Genomic DNA, 18927 nt, shown 5'->3' with positions numbered 1-18927 from the left:
GAATTCGGGTGCTTTTTGGTGCTAATGCAAGGATTAGCGGTTGTAGAATTCGACGATTTGTTTTTCATCGATATCTTGGGACAATTCAGCACGCTCAGGCAAACGAATGTATTTACCTTCCAGAGCTGCGTCATTGTACTCCAGGTAAGCTGCCAAGTGGTTACGGTTTTCCAAAGCTTCTTTGATGGAAGACAGGGAACGACTTCTTTCACGAAGACCGATCACGTCGCCAAGGCTTACTTGGTAAGAAGCGATGTCAACTTTTTTGCCGTTCACAGTAACGTGACCATGAGCTACCAATTGACGTGCGCCTGCACGGGAATTAGCAAAGCCAAGACGGAATACAAGGTTGTCCAGGCGGCTTTCCAGCAAGAACATGAAGTTCTCACCAGCGATACCGTGCATGTGTTGAGCTTTGTTGAACAGGGTACGGAATTGTTTTTCACCCAAACCGTACATGTGGCGCAGCTTTTGCTTTTCTTGAAGCTGCATACCGTAGTTACTGATTTTTCTCCGTTGGTTTGCACCATGTTGTCCCGGAGGGAAAGGGCGTTTCAATTCTTTACCTGTGCCGCTCAGGGAAATACCGAGACGACGGCTCAATTTAAATTTAGGACCAGTGTAACGTGCCATTATAGAGTTAACTCCTTCATAATTAAAATTTGAGTTGGGGCTCTCTTTGCGCTCCAATTTGTTCGGCGCTACCTAGTAAGGTGAGACGCACTACTGACAGAAAAGTTCAGCCGCTGTCCTGTCAGCAACAAATAAGATGAGGGTGACACAAACTGTTACGCCCAAAATTTAAGATCCGCACAGTAGATAGTTCTGCCGTACAGTCTTTTTCAATAATATATATTATATGGTATAGTGGGTCAATGTCAAGAAGAGAAAAAGAATGAAAACGTCAAAATTTGTCGATAGGGCTTTAGAACTAAAAAAGTGGGACGAATTTCTGAAAAATGGATGCAAATTTCTAAAGTTGAGAGTAAAATAGATCATATTATGAGCTATAGTGGTGTATAGCCGCTGTCTTGGTACAGCTAATTTTGCTGTGAAGGAGCGCCTTAATATGTCGGAATTTTCAACAACGGATCAGCAAACGCTTGACAGTAAAACAGTGCAGGCTAGCGGTGCTCCGCTGTTTGATGATAAAGGATATACGTCTTTTGCCTGGCTCCAGAACATGGATATGACACCCTATGATTACCCCTATATTAATCAGCTTCTCGTCCAAGGATATCGGAATTGGTTACAGCAGAGCAATGGTATATCCTGGATCAGTGAAGAGTATACTGCTGTCTTTAATTTTACAGGTGTTCGGGTTGCTGGTAGGGAAGAGGATGATGACGAGGATTTAGAGTTGGTCGAGCGTTGTTGCATATCTAGAGAGATGGAAGTGAGCCAGCGTAAACTTCGAGATGGGAGCCTTGCATTTGTATACATGGTCCCCATATTATGCCGCAATTACAAGAGAGAGCCTTTCGCCGCTCTTCGTTTTACACGGCCTGCTCAACATTCTGTCTCGAATCAGGACGCATTGTTAGTGGCTTCTTTGCATTTTAGATCCTGCTTTTACTCGAAGTTTGAGTATATATTTATGGAAGATATCCTAGGGATGCAGAATCGGAGCGAACGTGAGGGCAGACGCCGCTCTATTTTATTTCAGATTGTAAAACGGATGCATGACAAGATTGATGTGGAAGGCGTGCTGGATGAAGTATTTGGAAGTATCGCCTATTTGTTTCCCCATGTGGATATCACGTTGTATATGAGTCAGGATCGGCACAGTCGAAATCCTCAGGTCAAGCCTTTGTTGCTGCATGAACGGGACGAGGATGTATGTGTCCGTGCATTTATGAAAGGGCAAATGGCTGTGAATGAGCCTGCTGGTCCACAAGATGAAATAACTGAAATCGGTATCCCGTTACGTGGTAAGCAGGGCGTATATGGTGTTTTCCATATGATTCTTCCGGCAGGTGCGGATAGTATGGAAAAAGTGGACGTAGAGCTGATTGCGATGATGGCAGATACAGCTGGCACCGCATTTGAAAATGCGAAGCTGCTGGAGCAATCAAATGTACTTATCCATGAATTGCGGCTCATTAATGAGTTGGTTCAGCGCTTGAATCAGAGCCTGAAATTAAATGAAATATTTGAGTTTGCCGTGCAGGAGTTATTAAAAATGTTCATGGCCGACTTTTGTTGTATTGTGCAGCTGGATCAGGATGGAAGTTGCTTTAGGGTGATGTCAAGCAATGTTGAAAGTTTAAAGCTGGAGAGTTACCCTCGTGAAGGCGGATTTGCTGGACTGATATGCAAAACAGGAGAGCCTGTGATTGTGTCTGACTATAGGAAGGATGGAAAGATATCCTCTCGGTTTATGGATGCGACGGACTCTCAGTCTTTGATGGCTGTGCCTATGAAGAACAGGGGGACTCCTAGAGGGGTTATATTATTATCGAGCAAGCTCCCACACTTTTTTTCTTACGATAATTACAAGATGCTGCAAATGCTGGCTCCTCATATCGGACTGGCCGTAACTAATGCTATGCTGCATGCCGAGGTGCGGCGTCTCGCTAATATGGACATGCTAACAGGTTTATATGTGCGTCATTATGTAGACCGAATCATTCAGGAGCATCAGGAAAAGGATTTCTGTGGCTCGCTTATTTTGGTCGATATTGACCAATTCAAGCAGGTGAATGATACGTATGGCCACCAGACGGGGGACGAAATTCTGAAAAGCGTCAGCAATATTGTTCGCTCGGCGACCCGTGATGAGGATGTATGTGCCAGATGGGGCGGAGAGGAGCTTGCCATTTATTTGCCGCAGCTGGGGGTGCAGCAGGCACTGGGGTATGCAGAAAAAATACGTAGCCGTGTACAATATGAAACTAATCCTCAGGTGACTGTTTCTTGCGGGATTGCTGAATGGAACTGGCTGGACGAGCAGATCAGTATCGAATCTTTATTTTATAGGGCTGATATGGCCTTATATGAAGCAAAAAATGAAGGCCGTAATCGTATAGTTATTGATCATATAGGCGATGTGTAGAGAATATTCCTTAGGGAATGTTCTCTTTTTGTTTTGCATAACCGTTTGTAGACAGGTAATCCTAAGCGTAGCTATAACATGGATGTTCTAAAACAGAATTTTTATCATGATTTATACTCATGTTTAGGATAGGACGGATGATGGTATGCATTGGAGAAAGCAATGGGTAATGCGGGGCTGTGTGTTTCTAATTATATGTGTGTTAAGCGGTTGTGTACTGGATCGACAATATACTCCTGAGCAGATTTTTAGAAGAGCTGTTGCAGGAATGGCTGGCAGAGAGAGGATAACATTTAGCGGACAGACTGGAATCAGAACTGACGATGGTCTGCCTACGGCTAAACAGTTTGAATATCGCGGGAAGCTAAGAAATCACGATGAATTAATCATGCACTGGGGATCTACAGAGGCTTTCCGTAAGCAAGGCGACTATGTAGCACTAAAAGAAGATAAGTCCGAGCCTGGTGTTACACATGAACGATTTCTTCGTCAAAATGGGAAATGGATTGCGCTGACATCTGGGGATACTTCTATGGTTCAAAATGGCATGTTAAATCGCTTCAATCCGATTCAGGAGCTCGAGGAATTAAATACACTGAATAAGAGCATTCGTATGGAAAAGGGAGCTGCCCGGGGAACTTGGGTGGTGAGGATTGAACCAGAGCCTGCCTCGGCAAAGCGTTGGTTAAAAGAACGTTTAATGGAAGAGATGAATACGTTAAATCCTCAAATCAGGATATTAAAAACGCAGCATACAGAAACGAACCAAGAGCTGCAACAAAAGCTGAGCCAAGTATGGAAGCAGAGTTGTGAGGATATGAACAACCAGCTGGAGCATTCCAGTGTGCAGACTGTGTACCATTTAACTATAGATCGCCAAACGGGTTTACCCTTAAAGCTGTCATCAGAATGCCGAATTTCCCGACAGGTTGCGAATGAAGAGCTGCATCAAGAGGTTCTGATCACCCGAGTTGCTTTTGAGGACTACAAGTAACGGAGCGGGCATGATACAATGGAATTTGAATTAACCGTTGTTCAAAAAGAGTGAAATAAAGAAGGAGAGACACTACATGAAAGATCCTAGAATACTTAAGCTGGCGGAAAATCTGGTAGGTTACTCTGTTGAAGTGCAGCCTGGAGAAAATGTATTGATCGAAATGATTGGTACAGAGCGTGACTTGCTTAACGCCATCATTCATGAAGTTGGTAAAAAAGGCGGAAATGTTTTTGTTCAGCTTACAGATCGTAAGGTGCAGAGCGCTATGCTTCGCAATGCGACAAAGGAAATGCTGGAAACTTGGGCTGAAATTGACCTCAACCGGATGAAACAAATGCACTGTTACATCGGAATTCGTGCGGGCGAAAATGTAAATGATCTGTCAGATGTACCGGAAGATAAAATGAAAATGTATAATTCAATTTATCAGCATGCGGTACATAGCGAACAACGAGTGAAACACACAAAATGGGTAGTGCTGCGTTATCCGAATGACAGCATGGCTCAATTGGCCAATATCAGCACCGAAGCATTCGAAGATTTTTATTTCGATGTATGTAACCTGGATTACGCAAAAATGGACAAGGCTCAAGATGCATTGGCAGACTTGATGAATCGGACAGACAAAGTACGGATCAGCGGTCCAGGTACTGACTTGAGCTTCTCTATCAAGCAAATCGGAGCCATTAAGTGTTCGGGTCAATGCAATATTCCGGATGGCGAAGTATACAGCGCGCCTGTACGTGATTCAGTTAACGGAACTATTAGCTATAATGCACAAACCCTGTATAATGGAATTACCTTTGAAAATGTTAAATTCCGTTTTGAAAATGGTAAAATCGTGGAAGCGACAAGCAACGATACAAAGCGGTTAAATGATATTCTCGATTCCGATGAGGGAGCACGCTATATTGGCGAGTTTGCCATCGGGTTTAACCCACACATTTTACACCCAATGAAGGATATTCTGTTTGACGAGAAGATTGCAGGCAGCTTGCACTTTACACCAGGTCAAGCTTATGAAACGGCGGATAACGGTAACCGTTCTTCGATTCATTGGGATTTGGTATTGATTCAACGTCCAGAATATGGTGGCGGTGAAATTTATTTTGATGATGTTCTAATCCGTAAGGACGGCATATTTGTGCTGCCTGAGCTGGAGCCTTTAAATCCTGAAAACTTGAAATAACGATATCTGTTCTTGCTGAGAAAGCGATTTCAATGTATCATAATGAATGAGCATTGATACACGACAATCCAGTAAAGCGAGGGATCTTACTATGTCCAACAATAATGCGGCGGTTGTTGAAATTGCACAGACGGCGAGCAAATTCACTTCTTCCATCGTCCTTCATTCCGAAAATAAGTATATTGATGTGAAAAGTATACTGGGCTTGTTTACGACGTTGGTCAGCAGTCACAGTTATGAGCTGCATGTTCACGGACCTGACGCCGAGGAAGCCAAAAAAGCGATTATTGAGGTGTTCCAGAAGCACGGGCTGCACATTTCAGTAGCCACCTAACTTATTGAGGAAGCAAAAGCATCCCTACCTGTAACTGTAGGGATGCTTTTTTTGTCAGGTTCTTGTATTAGCCTGCAATTTGGTCTAATATTAAGGTTAGGACGTCTTGTGCGACATTGAGACATAGGGGGGAAGAATCCATGACTTCATCTGATTTGCAGGAACAATTGAATATCAAGGCCATTAATCTGCTTCAGGAAGATGCAGATAAAATAAAGAAGCTTATTGAAGTACAGATGGAGAATCTGGCAACCCGTTATTGCCCTCTCTATGAGGAAGTGCTGGATACTCAGATGTACGGATTTTCCAAGGAAGTGGATTTTGCGGTTCGCGCCGGACTTCTTCCGGAAATGGTAGGTAAACAGCTGGTCAGTGAGCTGGAACGCAATCTGGCTATTCTATATGAGGCCATGAATAATAAGGCTAATTAGAAAGACGGTTGAATTGATGAGAGCATGCGAAGTTTGAGAGCATGCTTTTTTTGATGCCATTTTTTAAAAAGGGGACGAGAGGTTGCTTATAGCATTCACCTTTGCCCTTGAATTTTTACAGTTTAAGGGGTTATATCGTCTTAAAAATTCAAGGGCATTAGTGATCAGAAGAATAAACGAAATGCGAAGAAGTCATTACAATGTAATCTACATTTTAAACTTTGGAAGCTACACCAGGAAGAAGGATACACCCAACAATACATACACTACCAGCAGCATGAGTCCCTCATACCAGTTGGTTGAGCCGTCCTGAGTGATGGATTTGGCGATAAATACAGCGACGGCAATGGCTACCAATTCAATGGTGGTGAAAACGATATTCATCGTGTTTCCCATAAAGTAACTGACAAAAATCAGCACAGGGGCAACGAATAGGGCAATTTGCAAACTGCTGCCGACAGCAATTTCAACAGATGCACCGATTTTGTTCTTCATGGCTAGTAAAATGGCAGCGCTATGTTCGGCCGCATTACCAATAATAGCGACAAGAAATGCACCCACAAACAATTCGCTGAGTCCAAATTGAGTCGTAAATACTTCCAGTGTACCTACCAGCCATTCGCTGACAAAAGCGACCATAACGGTAGCGAGTACCAAATAGGCAATGGATTTATTTCTAGACCATACAGGGGCATGCTCATGCGGCAATTCTTCATCTTTTTGTTCGGTCACGTCAGCTAAATAGTCCTTATGCGTAATCATAGAAAAAATAAGCCACGCAATATACGCGACAATGAGCGTGCCTGCAACAATGAGACTGAGTGTATCTGACTCGCTATCCGTGATCACATGTGTGTTCAGAAAGACAGCTGGAACGAACAAGGCAATAACAGCCACAATCATCAGGGAGCCGCTTAATCCAGCCAGCGATATATTGAAATTTTGCACTTTATATTTCAATCCGCCAGCGAACAGACTCGCTCCGAGCACCAGCAGCAGATTGCCGATGATCGAACCCGTAAGACTGGCCTTTACCATATCGTAAAGACCTTCTTTGACGAGAAAAATGGCGATGATCAGCTCGGCTGCGTTACCAAAGGTGGCATTTAAGAATCCACCTAAACGTTGACCAGCATAATGAGCAACACTTTCAGTCGCCCTACCGAGAAAACCGGCTACGAATACAACAGAAATCGCACAAATGACAAATTGGGCTATGGCATTCCAATGTGTGTAATGAGCGACTGCACTAAGAGCAAATGTCGCTATAAGCAAAGCGGGAGATAACCATTTTTTCAATGAAGAGCACCTCGATATCAATAGATGTGTACAAGTTTGGTGAATACTGTCACTTGTATGGATTTTTCTAAATTAATATACCCAAAATGATATAGGTTGTAAACGAACGATGTTTTTATACGTAAGGTTTGCATTTGGAGTGGCTGAGGCTTTACAATACAAATAAAGGATGGATGAAGGGGGACATAGGTCATGGCAGAGCAAATTCAACAACTGGAAGCAGGAAACATCAAGATTTCCAACGATGTCGTAGGAAAAATTGCCGGGATGGCCGCATTAGAGACACCAGGCATTGCTGCAATGTCAGGCGGCTTATCGGAAGGCTGGGCCAAAAGGCTGAGCGGTAAAAATGTGCAAAAGGGCGTATCAGTGGAGGTTGGACAACTGGAAGCTGCCATTGATCTACGTATTATCGTGCTCTACGAAACACCTATTCATGAGGTGTCCCGAATTCTTCAGCAAAATGTGCGAGAAGCCGTCGAAAGCATGACGGGGTTGCGGGTCGTGGAAGTGAACGTAAAAGTGGAAGGTGTCGCGTTCAAGGACGACGCAGTGTAATAGAACCACTTCGTGCTAAATGGACATTTTTCACCAATGGTATAGATGCCGGGAATTCCGTGCGATAATCCGCATAAGAACACGAAAACTGGTGGTTATAAAACGCCAGTTTTCGTTTTGTGAATCTGCTGGTTAACATTTTGCAGACGGACCTGTAGTTATATACATATACAAAAAAAGAACTTCCAATGCCACCGTGATTAGTGGTCATATGGAAGTTCTTTTTTTAGCGGTAACGGTTGGTTCTACGAGTTTGAAAGCGAGTGGGAACTTCATTACGAACAGTCACCCCTGTGGTGCGTTCTTGCACTGCTTGTTTGGTGTTCTCACGAGAAATACTGAGCATGATGCCCATAGAAAACATCATGACAAGCAGGGAGGAACCACCAAAGCTAATAAACGGAAGAGTTACGCCAGTGATTGGAATCGTTTGGGTTACCCCGCCGATATTAATGAAGGCCTGAATGGCGATCAGACCCATGATGCCAGTGCCCACCAACGTTCCGAACGGATCATGGCAACGCAGAGCAATGATCATGCCTCGCCAAATGAAATACAAATATAGCATTAGGAAAATGGCTGTTCCGATAAATCCGAATTCTTCACCAATAACTGAAAAGATAAAATCATTAAACGAATTGGGCAGATAATGAAGCTTGATAATGCCTTTACCAAATCCCGATCCGTTTAAGCCGCCTTCGCCAATAGCTTGCAGGGACTGCACCAGATTGTATCCTGTGCCTTGTCTATACTTCTCGGGATTAAGAAAGGCTTGAAAGCGTCCGATTTTATAATCTTGCTTGGCAGCAGTAGCTTGTCCATTTGCGCTGTCGGAATCTCCTCCAAACAACGATCCAATACCAAATACGATGGAAGCGCCTAGCACGAGCAGGATGATTGATGCTGTAATGTGTTTGACGCTGGCTCCCCCGGCATAAATAATCAGGCCGCTGGTGGCTACCAAAATAAAGCAGGAGCCTAAATCCGGTTGAAGCATGATGAGTCCTGCGACAGAGCCTACAATGACCGTTACAGGTATGTAGCCAGTCCGCAAATCTCTAAACCGATCTCCTTTTTTGACAATTAGTGCGGATAAGTAAAGGATGATGGATATCTTTGCGAGTTCTGTTGGCTGGAAGCCAATACTACCAAATCTGAGCCAGCTTTTTGCACCATTCAGAGAGCCTGTAAAAAGAACGATGATTAGCAGTAATATGGTTATGAAAAATAAAGGCACAAAAAGCTTTTTATATTTTTCCATCTTAATATTCATAGCTACCAGCATAATAAAAAGTCCAAGTATAGCAAATGCGGACTGGCGCTTTACAAAATATAAAGAGTCAAAATTGTATTCTTTATTCAGCAGAGCTACGCTGGAGCTGGAGCTAAATACCATGATTACACCGAATCCAACCAGCAACAAAGTGAGGATCAGCAATTGGAAATCCGGTGTCCCTCTTCTTCGAGTCTCCGGCTTCGTATTTCTCATATCAGCTTCCCCCGGTATTCGCCGCAAGGTATATTCCTCGCAGACGTTTATCATTTTATCGTTTATCCATTTTATCATAGTATGTTTGATAGGCTTCTGCAACCATCTGGAGCAACAGATATCACAACAATTCCATATCTGCTACAATAGGATAAAAATAAAGACTTGAGAGAAACGGCGCGTATGGGGTAAAGCTACATGATTTATCGGAAACTTGCCCGATGTTTTAAAAGGAGAGGTGGAACATAATGACACAACAGGCGATGGACCAAACCTGGTTTAATCAATTACAACAAAACATGGTGGAGTGGCGTAGACATTTACATAAGAATCCCGAAATTTCTTTTCAGGAAAGTAAAACTGCCGCTTTTGTAGCGGATAAACTAGAGAGCTGGGGATTAGATGTTCGCCGACAGGTAGGGGGACACGGTGTTGTAGGTACCATTCGTGGTGCCAAACCTGGACCTGTGGTTATGTTGCGCGCCGATATGGACGCTCTTCCTATTCAGGATGAAAAGGAATGTGAATATCGCTCCAGTGTGGATGGGGCCATGCATGCTTGCGGACATGACGGACATACGTCTGTTTTGCTTGGGACAGCATACTATTACAGTCTGAACCGCGATGAGCTGGAGGGAGAAATTCGGTTTTTGTTCCAGCCTGCGGAGGAATTGCTGCCTGGGGGTGCGGTTAATGTCATCAAAGATGGCGTACTGGAAGGTGTGGACGTTATTTATGGCATCCATTTATGGACACCCTTCTCGGTCGGGACCGCTGCGAGTTGTGCAGGGCCGTTGATGGCGGCTGCCGACGATTTTTATATTGAAATTGCAGGTAAGGGTGGGCATGGCGGTATGCCCCAGTCCACTAATGATAGTGTGGTGGCAGGCTCAGCTCTTGTTATGCAACTGCAGAGTATCGTAAGCCGTTCAGTCGACCCGTTAAAGCCTGCTGTGTTGACGGTGGGAACGATCCAAGGGGGCTCTGCGCAAAATATAATTGCAGAAACCTGCCGCTTGAGTGGAACCATTCGTACGTTTGATGAGCAGACCCGGACGGTCATGAAAGAGCGATTGCATGAGGTAACTGAGCTTACAGCAGCAACATATGGGACATCAGCAAAAATTCGTTACATTATGGGATACCCGCCAGTTGTTAACGATGCCCAGGAAGCATCCCGCTTTTTTAAGGAAGCAAAGCCTGTGTTCGGCGAGGGGAATGTACAGGAAGCGCCAAAGTTGATGCCTGCCGAAGATTTTGCGTATTATTTGGAACGTGTGCCAGGTTGTTTTATGTTCGTCGGGGCGGGTAATCCGGCCAAAGGAGCAATTTATCCGCATCACCATCCAAAATTTGATTTTGATGAGGATGCCATGATCAACGCAGTTCGTCTGTTTATTGCCATGTCTACCGGATATGTTGCTGGACGAAAAGAAGGGGCAATTAACGGCTAATACGAGCTAAATTGGGAAGGGTCCAATCTGGAGTATGAGCTGAATGAAATGGGGTACCCTACTCTTGAAAAGGAGGGAGTACCCATGAAAAAGGTTCAGGAAGTTATGACTAAAAAATGTGTAACGGTTACCCCGCAGGACAATATTTACGAAATAGCGGTCAAAATGAAAGACAATGATACTGGTTTTATCCCAGTTGTGGAAAGCGAAGGCAGTGATAAGTTGATCGGTGTGGTAACAGACCGTGACCTTGTGATTCGCGGCTACGCAGCTAAAAATTCTGGTTCTGGTTCGGTGGATACGGTAATGACAACAGGTATTCGTACAGCCAGTGCTGACATGTCAGTGGACCAAGCAGCTGAACTGATGGCAGAACAGCAAATCCGTCGTTTGCCCGTGACGGAAGGAGACCGTCTGATCGGGATTGTTTCGATTGGGGATTTAGCGGTTCGTAATATTTTTGCAGACAACGCTGGAGAGGCGCTTAGCCAAATTTCCGAGCAGGTTCACTAGAAGGATAATATAGCAGGTACCAGTTTGGGACGGTCATTATCCCGAGCTTCTGATCAGGAGTTCAACCCGAGTGTGGGTTGGACTCCTTGCTATTCCGGTTGATATGCGAATAAACGGATAAGCTATTTGTTATAGAACTTTTGAGTGTCAGGAGGTAGTCATGAACCCAGATCATCCTTGTATTGTACAACGTGATTTTACCGTTCTGCTGGAAATGGGTTTGCCCGATTCGGAATGGGCCCGTTCACAGTTGCAGGTTTATGCAGAGCTGGTAAAAAGTCCGTCCGCTTTTCATACATATCACATCACTCCATTGTCGCTCTGGAATGCGGCCGCTCTCGGGTGGAGTGCTGAGGACATTCAAAATAGTTTGCACTCTATGTCTCGTTGGGATATTCCGCGTGATTTGTTGAGAGATATTGAACAGCTTGTATCTCGTTACGGGACGTTGACGCTGTCACGGGCAAGTGCAAAAGAAGAACAAATTTACGGCACTGATACGATTGACGCGAATCGTGATGAGCAAGAGTCAGACAGAGATACAAAGGCGAGTAAAACCAACACATACACAATAGGGGATCACTTGATCTTGACGGCAGAGACCCCAGCTTTACTGGATGAGCTATTAAACAAGAAAGAGCTAAAACAGCTTGGTTTGCTTCGCACCAATGAGACAAGTGCATCCGTACCGCCCGAAAATCGTGGCTTGCTCAAGCAGGAATTAACTCGCTTGGGATATCCTGTTGTGGATACGGCAGGTTATCTTGAGGGTAATCTGCTTCGTTTTACCTTGGGAAAGGGACAAACGGAGTTGCAGCTTCGTGATTACCAGGTGAAAGCCGCTGATGCATTTGAAGGTGCAGACGGCTTAGGGGGGAGTGGTGTACTAGTGCTCCCATGTGGAGCCGGAAAAACAGTGATCGGTATGGCAGTGATGAATCGCCTTCAGTGTGAGGTGCTCATTTTAACTTCTAATACTATCTCCGTGCGGCAATGGATCGAAGAATTGAAGCAAAAGACGAATATTCCTGTCGATTCTATCGGGGAATACAGTGGTCAGAAAAAGGAGGTGCGACCGATAACGGTGGCAACCTACCAGATTTTGACGCATCGTCGCACCAAAGACGGAGAGTTTGAACATATGAAGCTACTGAGTGAGCGGAAGTGGGGACTCATTATATATGATGAGGTACATTTGCTGCCTGCGCCAGTATTTCGAGCGACGGCTGATATTCAGGCTACCCGTCGTTTGGGATTAACAGCTACGTTAGTTCGAGAGGACGGGTGTGAGCGGGATGTGTTCTCTTTAATTGGACCCAAACGGTACGATATGCCGTGGAAGGAACTGGAACGACAGGGCTGGATTGCTCAGGTCGATTGTGTAGAGCTGCGTTTGCCCATGACCGCTGACCTTTTGGAGCGAAGTATGCGCGCTGAAGGCAGACAGCAATACCGAATTGCAGCCGAAAATCCGGCTAAGCTGGAGGCAGTACGCAGTCTAATGGAGAAACACAAGGGTCTACCCACGCTTATTATTGGTCAATATTTAGACCAGTTACGTAAATTGGCTCAGGAGCTGGACGTTCCACTGATTACGGGATCCATGACTCAGAGTGAGCGGGTGCGTTGGTTCGAAGCGTTTCGCAAGGGCAGTATTCAAACCCTATTGGTATCCAAGGTGGCGAACTTTGCGGTGGATTTGCCGGATGCAGCGGTGGCCATAGAAGTATCGGGTAGCTTTGGCTCACGTCAGGAAGAAGCGCAGCGACTTGGCCGCATTTTACGACCAAAGCCAGGCGAGAATAAAGCTTATTTTTATGCATTAGTGACAGAGAACAGTAGGGAGACGGATTTTGCAGCACGTCGTCAGCTGTTTCTGATTGAGCAGGGCTATGAATATGCGGTTTGCAGGTTTGATAAGACAATGGCTAGCAGAAGCCAGGAGGATGAGACAGAAGATGACGGAAAGAAAAAGGAGGCCTAATCAAGGATGGGCGTAACGAATACGCAAGGCAGCTGGAATGAGCTTTCAGCGGATGAACTGCTGGTGCTTAAACGATGCTTTATCCGGCATGCTGCACAACCTATGAGGGAAGAGGAGCCTGTGCAGCTTACCCAAGGTGCTTTAAGCGGAGTCGAAACAAAACTGGCACTGCATGGGCTTCGCACCCGGGGGTGGCTGGAGGCAGTCACCAAATCGTGGGGTGAGCGGATTTTATATATTCCGATTGATCGACTACCCGCTCTGTACGATATGCTGTTAGAGCAAACTCCAATGAACGGGATACATACGGATCATCCGATAACGGTACATGAAGCAATGACAGGACTGGAGTCGGAGTTGCTGCATGTGTTGTCACGTATTGCAATACAGGGGGTTCCTTTGACGGCCAAAGGAACCATACATAAGCGGTCATTGCAAAAATTAAATGAACTGACCCCCTTTCGTCCAGAGGACCTGGAGGGACTTGGGTTGCATTATGCGCATGCCGAGCTGTATCCTGTACAAACGGTGGTCATGATCGATTTACTACTTAGTTTGGGCCTGCTTGTGAAAGAAACTGTGTCTTTCCGCATTCAGGAAGCGGAACTGGCGACATGGATTCGCTTGTCTGCTGGGCAAATGCGCAAGCATATTTTTGCCACCCTCATGGAAAGGTACGGCAAGGCTGAAGCGCCCATACAGCATTTTCGCTATATGCTGTGTGCCGTCTCGCAGTATGTAGGTACGGATGGATGGGTATCTATTCAATGTCTGCTGCAATGGATGCTTCAGGTAGGCTTAATGCCGCAGAATCGTTTAAAGGGAAATGATTCTACGAACGGTACCCTTATAGACATTGTTCCTACAATCGCAAATCTCGAAGGGCCTGCGGAGGAAACGGTATCTGATTGTAATTTCATTGGACCTTTTATGGAAGATATAAAGGGTTGGTTGAAGGCCCTGACGGCTTTTGGAATGGGGGATTGGGGTCAGACCACATCAGGTGAATTGTGTTTTCGCTGGAATGTCTCTGTGACAGATCTGCTTCGTCCCTATCATGGTGAGGATACACATCAAGAGCAAGATGCCTTTTATGTGCAGCCTGATTTTGAAATATTAGTGCCGCCAGGTGTCGCATATGATGTGCGCTGGCGATTGGAATGCTGCTGTGAACGTGTGACAGGAGACCGGATGGTAGTATATCGGATCACCAGAGAGAGTATTACAGAGGCAATCGAGCTGGGCATGGAGGCCAAGGCGATTCCTGCTCTTTTGGACAAGTACAGTCGGACAGGGGTGCCAGAACATGTACGGCTGGCAGTAGAGCAGTGGGCAGGCGATGTCGGACGAACGGCTTTTGCGACGGTGACACTTCTGCGATGCGGTACTCAGGAGGATGCGGACATGGTTGCGCGTCATCCTGCATTAGAAGGATTACTGGAGCGACTCGGTGACAAAGATTTTATTATCCCGGTGCGCTCTGCTGACAAAATACGAAAAGCGCTCGCTGCAGTTGGATTAAGTCCGCGTCTTGAGCCAAAAGGTGCGGATGAGCCAGCTCATCATTATCCACTTTTGACGGAGACAGAGAACCTAGAAGCAGGCCGTTCCCTATTTTCACAAGAGGGAAGAGCTGGTCTGGTTTACACAGGGCGTACGTTGCATTTCTATGAACAAGAGCACACCCTGCCTGATCCGTTTGACTATTTTCCAGAAAGATCTACAGTACCCTCTTCATGGACAAAAGAATGGAGGAGTTACCATACGTCCACTTCCAGGCAGTTGATGGAGCAAGCGATCCGTTGGCAGGCGGCGGTGGGATTGCGTATCAGCGGGAAAGAGGTTAAATGGATACCGGAATCGGTGGTTTCTGGCGATCCCTGGAGTGTCACAGGCTGGTACGCCTCAGGAATGGATGAGGAAACACCTTCTCGTGCGACCTTGCAGCCAAGGGATTGGTCCGAGATGAGGCTGTTGGTTCCTTTTACATAGTCGTGTCAGGAAGTGCATGAAACTCCTTCTTCTCAAAAGAAGGATGTGGTATGATAAATGAGTCTACTTTTATTGGGTAGAACTTTATATAAAGTGAGATGACATTCATGAGCGTAGCCGAATTGAACACGGTCAATATGGCAGAAGTGCTTATTAACGCCTATGAATTGGGCGATATGGTCAACCGGTCCTTTGAGGTATCGGATTATTTATATTGGAAGCAGCGTGTGGAATCGAATCCGTCTATTCAGGCGTGTGTACGCAAGCTGGATGCCAAAAAGGAGCTTTTCGCTGAAACGGAGCGTTTTGGGCATTTTCATCCCAACTATCATGAAGCGAAGGACGCAGTGCAGGTCGTTGAACTGGAGCTGGAACAATTTGAGGCTGTTAAGGAGTTCAAACGGGCCGAAAAGGCGCTGGATGATATGCTTCATGCCATGTCTGAAACAATTGCATATTCCGTGTCCGAGACCATTAAGGTGCCGAGCAACGATCCGAATGTGAAAAAGGGCGGATGCGGCAGCGGAGGAAAATGCTCCTGCGGATAGGCCATAGGAATGATACGGAGGGGAGATGAAGCGAATGTTTGCCGAGCGGACAGGGTACATCATTTGGGTAAGCGATATCAAGGCTGCCCGCAATCTGGAGAAATACGGAAATGTCCACTATATTTCAAAGCGTATGCATTATGTAGTTATTTATATGAATGCGGATCGGGCAGAGGACACCGTTAAAAATATTCGCAGACTTTCCTATGTACGTAAGGTTGAGCGCTCTTTCCGAAATGAGATTAGGACGGAGTACAACGACGATAAGGAAAAGATGAAAGAATATGAAATATAAGCTTTGATTGTCTATACATTTAGAATTCTTAAAAAAGGTCAGCCTACGGGCTGGCTTTTTTTTGTGAAGCCAGGACTTTTGCATACTAATCTTAATGCTGTTAGACCTAAAAAATCTTTAAAAAACACCCATAAACTTCAATTTTGTAACTTGTAGTCCCGGGTCTGTTGAGGTAACATATGAATATATTGGTAGATATAAAGACCTATCTGGTGGGGAGAGTGATCCCGTGCGTGACAAGGCAATGCAGCGATGGAGTACATACGAACCGTTCTACGTGGAGATGGGCGATAAGAAAGTCGCCGATATCGTGATTACAAATCATGCGAAAACACGTTATTTAGATCGGGTAGAGCAGAAACAGTCCGAGACGAATCATATCGCCGCCTGGCTTTGGGAATGCCTGAAGCAAAACAGGATGGAGTCCTACTATCATAATGAAGAGGATGTATATTTAATTGATGGTGATCTGGTCGTTGTCGCCGAATTTGGTGAGTTGCCAGGTGAGATGGACATTGCGGGAAATCCGCTTCATAAGATGATTATCATTACCTTTTTGGGTCGGATGTCAGAGACTATCGAATTGAGGGACTTAAAATCTTACTATTCATGGCTGCGCCATTCGCGGCGCATGACACTGATGAAAAGCACTCGTAAGCAAAAATAGACGGTGATTTGGCGAACGGTTCCATTAGAAACCGCGCTCATTGACACCGTCGAGTTTGAGTAAAAGTATGCAGTTATCAGCTGCATGCTTTTTTATTTTGCAAGCATATAACTCCCCAATTCGGTAAGTTTACTCGGAAATTATTCGCCAGACGTTTTTCTTATGCTAAAATAAGGAGATCAGAGGGGAGAGGGCTGTCAATATGAACTTTCATCAGCTGCACATTTTTTATACCGTAGCGGAGCGCGGAAGCTTCTCGGCGGCGGCGCAAGCGCTGCATATGACGCAACCTGCGGTGACGATGCAAATTCAATCTTTGGAAGATTATTTTGGCACGAAGCTACTGCACCGATCGACTAAAAAAATTGAGCTTTCGGAGGCAGGAGCGACATTACTTCCTTTTGCAAAAAGAAGTATGCAACTGATCAGGGAAGCTGACGAGGCAATGTCTGCTTTTACTCACATGCTGGAGGGAAGATTGCATATTGGCGCCAGCCTAACGATTGGTGAATATATTGTGCCAAGAATGTTGGGCCCGTTTGGTCAGGAGTACCCTCACATACGCATGGCAATGAATGTAATGAATACGACTCAAATTATGGATGATATACTAAAGCATCAGTTGAATTTAGGGCTGATTGAGGCCCCGGTACAACACCCAGATATTGTGGTGGAATCTGTGATGCAGGACGAACTGAAGCTGATTGTTCCTTCGGGGCATGTGTTAGCCAAGGCCAAAAAAGTAGTTTTAGAAGATGTATTCAAGCATCCTTTTGTAGCTAGAGAAAAAGGTTCTGGTACACGACAAGTCATAGAAGACGGGCTCAAAAATCGTGGTGCGGATGCCTCTCGACTTGATATTGTAATGGAGATGGGCAGCACTGGAGCGGTCAAATCAGCGGTAGAGGCAGGACTGGGGATTACCATGCTGTCACCATCTTCAGTCAAACACGAGGTTGCGCTCGGGTTGTTGAAAATTGTAAATATTTCAGATATTACCTTCAAACGAGAGTTTTATGCGATTCATCTGAAATCAGCTTTGTTGCCAATCCCGGTAGTAACTTTTTTATCTTACTTGCGTCGTCATGATCAGGGATTGGACGTATTCGAGGACTCGCAGGACAAACTTGTAGTGATGAAAGAGGAGGAGCAATTGCGTAATGAAGGAACAGATTAATTCACAACGATATGATCTACATACACACACCCAAGCATCTGACGGTATGCAATCACCTGCTGATAATGTGCGCTGGGCGAAGGAAAAAGGGTTGGCCGGTGTGGCTATTACAGATCATGATACGGTGGCCGGTTTGGAGGAAGCCTTGGAGGAGGGAAGACGCATTGGAATGACAGTGGTGCCGGGTGTGGAAATCAGTACACGTGCTGGTGGCAAAGATATTCATATATTAGGTTATTTTATGGATTACCGTAATAAAATATTTTTGGAACGGTTGGAAAAGCTGAGACAGGCGCGGGATACCCGTAATGATTTGATTTTGAGTCGATTGCGTAGCTTGGGCGTGGAAATCACGCTAGATGAGGTGGTGGCTACAATGGGCAGACCACTAGCGCCAGATGAAAGCATTGGACGTCCGCATATGGCAGATACCCTGGTTCAAAAAGGTTACGCGAAGGACATGCGTGATGCGTTTGACCGTTACTTGGCAGAAGGTGCGCCCGGATACGTATCTGTACCCCGTGTAGAGCCTGCGGAGGCTATAAGCTGGATTCGTGAAGCAGGAGGTGTGCCTGTAGTGGCCCACCCTGGCTTGTATGGAAATGATGAACTGGTGCGCTCCATTATAGAGGCAGCGAAGCCTGTAGGGTTGGAGGTGAGCCATTCAGACCATGATGCTGAGGCTGAGAGCCGATATACTGCAATGGCGCTGCACTATGGGCTTATCGCAACAGGCGGCTCGGATTTTCACGGTGCGCGCCAAGGTGTGATTTTCCACGGTGATCTGGGTAGCCGTAGTGTGGAAGGTCAGGTTGTCGAGGAATTGAGAAAGGCTGCTGTTGGACAAAAGTAAATGAGAAAAAGCCCCTTGCCTACCGCATGGAACACTAGAAGTGTACGTGCAACGGGCAAAGGGCTTTTTTTGTAGATTCCATATGCTGGTGG

18 protein-coding genes are annotated in these 18927 nt (G+C 45.5%); 15 read left to right on the top strand and 3 right to left on the bottom strand.

Annotated features, from left to right (window positions below):
* Positions 1 to 33: 33 nt before the first annotated feature.
* Positions 34 to 633: a 30S ribosomal protein S4 gene (rpsD, locus tag ACUC6J_RS15340; protein ID WP_016822373.1), complete on the bottom strand. Its 600-nt coding sequence runs from the start codon at positions 631 to 633 to the stop codon at positions 34 to 36.
* Positions 634 to 1069: 436 nt separating this feature from the next.
* On the opposite strand from rpsD, the gene ACUC6J_RS15335 reads away from it, so the two are divergent.
* From ACUC6J_RS15335 to ACUC6J_RS15315, 5 genes are all read left to right on the top strand, one after another.
* On the top strand, positions 1070 to 3055 hold the full coding sequence (locus ACUC6J_RS15335; RefSeq protein WP_263560548.1) for a sensor domain-containing diguanylate cyclase: 1986 nt from the start codon (positions 1070 to 1072) through the stop codon (positions 3053 to 3055).
* A 169-nt stretch (positions 3056 to 3224) separates the two neighbouring features.
* Positions 3225 to 4049, top strand: a complete 825-nt coding sequence (locus tag ACUC6J_RS15330) for a hypothetical protein (RefSeq protein WP_447250299.1) — start codon at positions 3225 to 3227, stop codon at positions 4047 to 4049.
* Between the two features lie 76 nt (positions 4050 to 4125).
* Complete coding sequence (locus tag ACUC6J_RS15325; RefSeq protein ID WP_013371870.1) at positions 4126 to 5241, top strand: aminopeptidase; 1116 nt, start codon at positions 4126 to 4128, stop codon at positions 5239 to 5241.
* Between the two features lie 91 nt (positions 5242 to 5332).
* Positions 5333 to 5575 carry an HPr family phosphocarrier protein gene (locus ACUC6J_RS15320; protein ID WP_013371869.1) on the top strand — a complete coding sequence of 81 codons (243 nt, stop codon included), beginning with the start codon at positions 5333 to 5335 and terminating at the stop codon, positions 5573 to 5575.
* A gap of 140 nt (positions 5576 to 5715) precedes the next feature.
* A complete protein-coding gene (locus tag ACUC6J_RS15315; RefSeq protein WP_007431028.1) occupies positions 5716 to 6006 on the top strand; it encodes a YlaN family protein in 291 nt (96 codons plus the stop codon).
* Between the two features lie 228 nt (positions 6007 to 6234).
* On the opposite strand, the gene cax is transcribed toward ACUC6J_RS15315, so the two are convergent.
* Positions 6235 to 7305 carry a calcium/proton exchanger gene (cax, locus tag ACUC6J_RS15310; RefSeq protein ID WP_013371868.1) on the bottom strand — a complete coding sequence of 357 codons (1071 nt, stop codon included), beginning with the start codon at positions 7303 to 7305 and terminating at the stop codon, positions 6235 to 6237.
* 192 nt (positions 7306 to 7497) lie between these two features.
* On the opposite strand from cax, the gene ACUC6J_RS15305 reads away from it, so the two are divergent.
* Positions 7498 to 7863 (top strand): Asp23/Gls24 family envelope stress response protein, encoded by a 366-nt coding sequence (locus ACUC6J_RS15305; protein WP_013310912.1) that lies wholly within the window; start codon positions 7498 to 7500, stop codon positions 7861 to 7863.
* A gap of 226 nt (positions 7864 to 8089) precedes the next feature.
* Here the strand turns inward: ACUC6J_RS15305 and ftsW are convergent, their stop codons facing one another.
* Entirely contained in the window at positions 8090 to 9352 is a 1263-nt protein-coding gene (ftsW, locus tag ACUC6J_RS15300) for a putative lipid II flippase FtsW (RefSeq protein WP_016822369.1), read from the bottom strand.
* 248 nt (positions 9353 to 9600) lie between these two features.
* Between ftsW and ACUC6J_RS15295 the strand changes: the two genes are divergently transcribed.
* The 9 genes from ACUC6J_RS15295 to ACUC6J_RS15255 all read left to right on the top strand — a co-directional run bounded on the left by ACUC6J_RS15295 (position 9601) and on the right by ACUC6J_RS15255 (position 18835).
* Positions 9601 to 10806 (top strand): M20 family metallopeptidase, encoded by a 1206-nt coding sequence (locus tag ACUC6J_RS15295; RefSeq protein ID WP_016822368.1) that lies wholly within the window; start codon positions 9601 to 9603, stop codon positions 10804 to 10806.
* 84 nt (positions 10807 to 10890) lie between these two features.
* A complete protein-coding gene (locus ACUC6J_RS15290) occupies positions 10891 to 11319 on the top strand; it encodes a CBS domain-containing protein (RefSeq protein WP_013371865.1) in 429 nt (142 codons plus the stop codon).
* A 160-nt stretch (positions 11320 to 11479) separates the two neighbouring features.
* Positions 11480 to 13303, top strand: coding sequence for a DNA repair helicase XPB (locus tag ACUC6J_RS15285; RefSeq protein ID WP_447249064.1), 1824 nt, complete (start codon positions 11480 to 11482; stop codon positions 13301 to 13303).
* A gap of 6 nt (positions 13304 to 13309) precedes the next feature.
* Positions 13310 to 15295, top strand: coding sequence for a helicase-associated domain-containing protein (locus ACUC6J_RS15280; protein WP_447249063.1), 1986 nt, complete (start codon positions 13310 to 13312; stop codon positions 15293 to 15295).
* A gap of 107 nt (positions 15296 to 15402) precedes the next feature.
* Positions 15403 to 15843, top strand: a complete 441-nt coding sequence (locus tag ACUC6J_RS15275; RefSeq protein WP_090890024.1) for a YlbF family regulator — start codon at positions 15403 to 15405, stop codon at positions 15841 to 15843.
* Between the two features lie 34 nt (positions 15844 to 15877).
* A complete protein-coding gene (locus tag ACUC6J_RS15270; RefSeq protein WP_017427798.1) occupies positions 15878 to 16138 on the top strand; it encodes a YlbG family protein in 261 nt (86 codons plus the stop codon).
* A 229-nt stretch (positions 16139 to 16367) separates the two neighbouring features.
* A complete protein-coding gene (locus ACUC6J_RS15265) occupies positions 16368 to 16805 on the top strand; it encodes a hypothetical protein (protein ID WP_013371860.1) in 438 nt (145 codons plus the stop codon).
* A gap of 202 nt (positions 16806 to 17007) precedes the next feature.
* The gene (locus ACUC6J_RS15260) at positions 17008 to 17982 is read left to right on the top strand and encodes a selenium metabolism-associated LysR family transcriptional regulator (RefSeq protein WP_016822363.1); all 975 of its coding nucleotides are present in this window, start codon (positions 17008 to 17010) and stop codon (positions 17980 to 17982) included.
* The gene (locus ACUC6J_RS15255) at positions 17966 to 18835 is read left to right on the top strand and encodes a PHP domain-containing protein (RefSeq protein WP_031461723.1); all 870 of its coding nucleotides are present in this window, start codon (positions 17966 to 17968) and stop codon (positions 18833 to 18835) included. The genes ACUC6J_RS15260 and ACUC6J_RS15255 overlap by 17 nt, the downstream gene beginning before the upstream one ends.
* The last annotated feature ends 92 nt before the right edge of the window (positions 18836 to 18927 follow it).

Source organism: Paenibacillus sp. JJ1683 (assembly GCF_053006485.1).
This window is presented reverse-complemented; position numbering and strand designations above follow the sequence as displayed.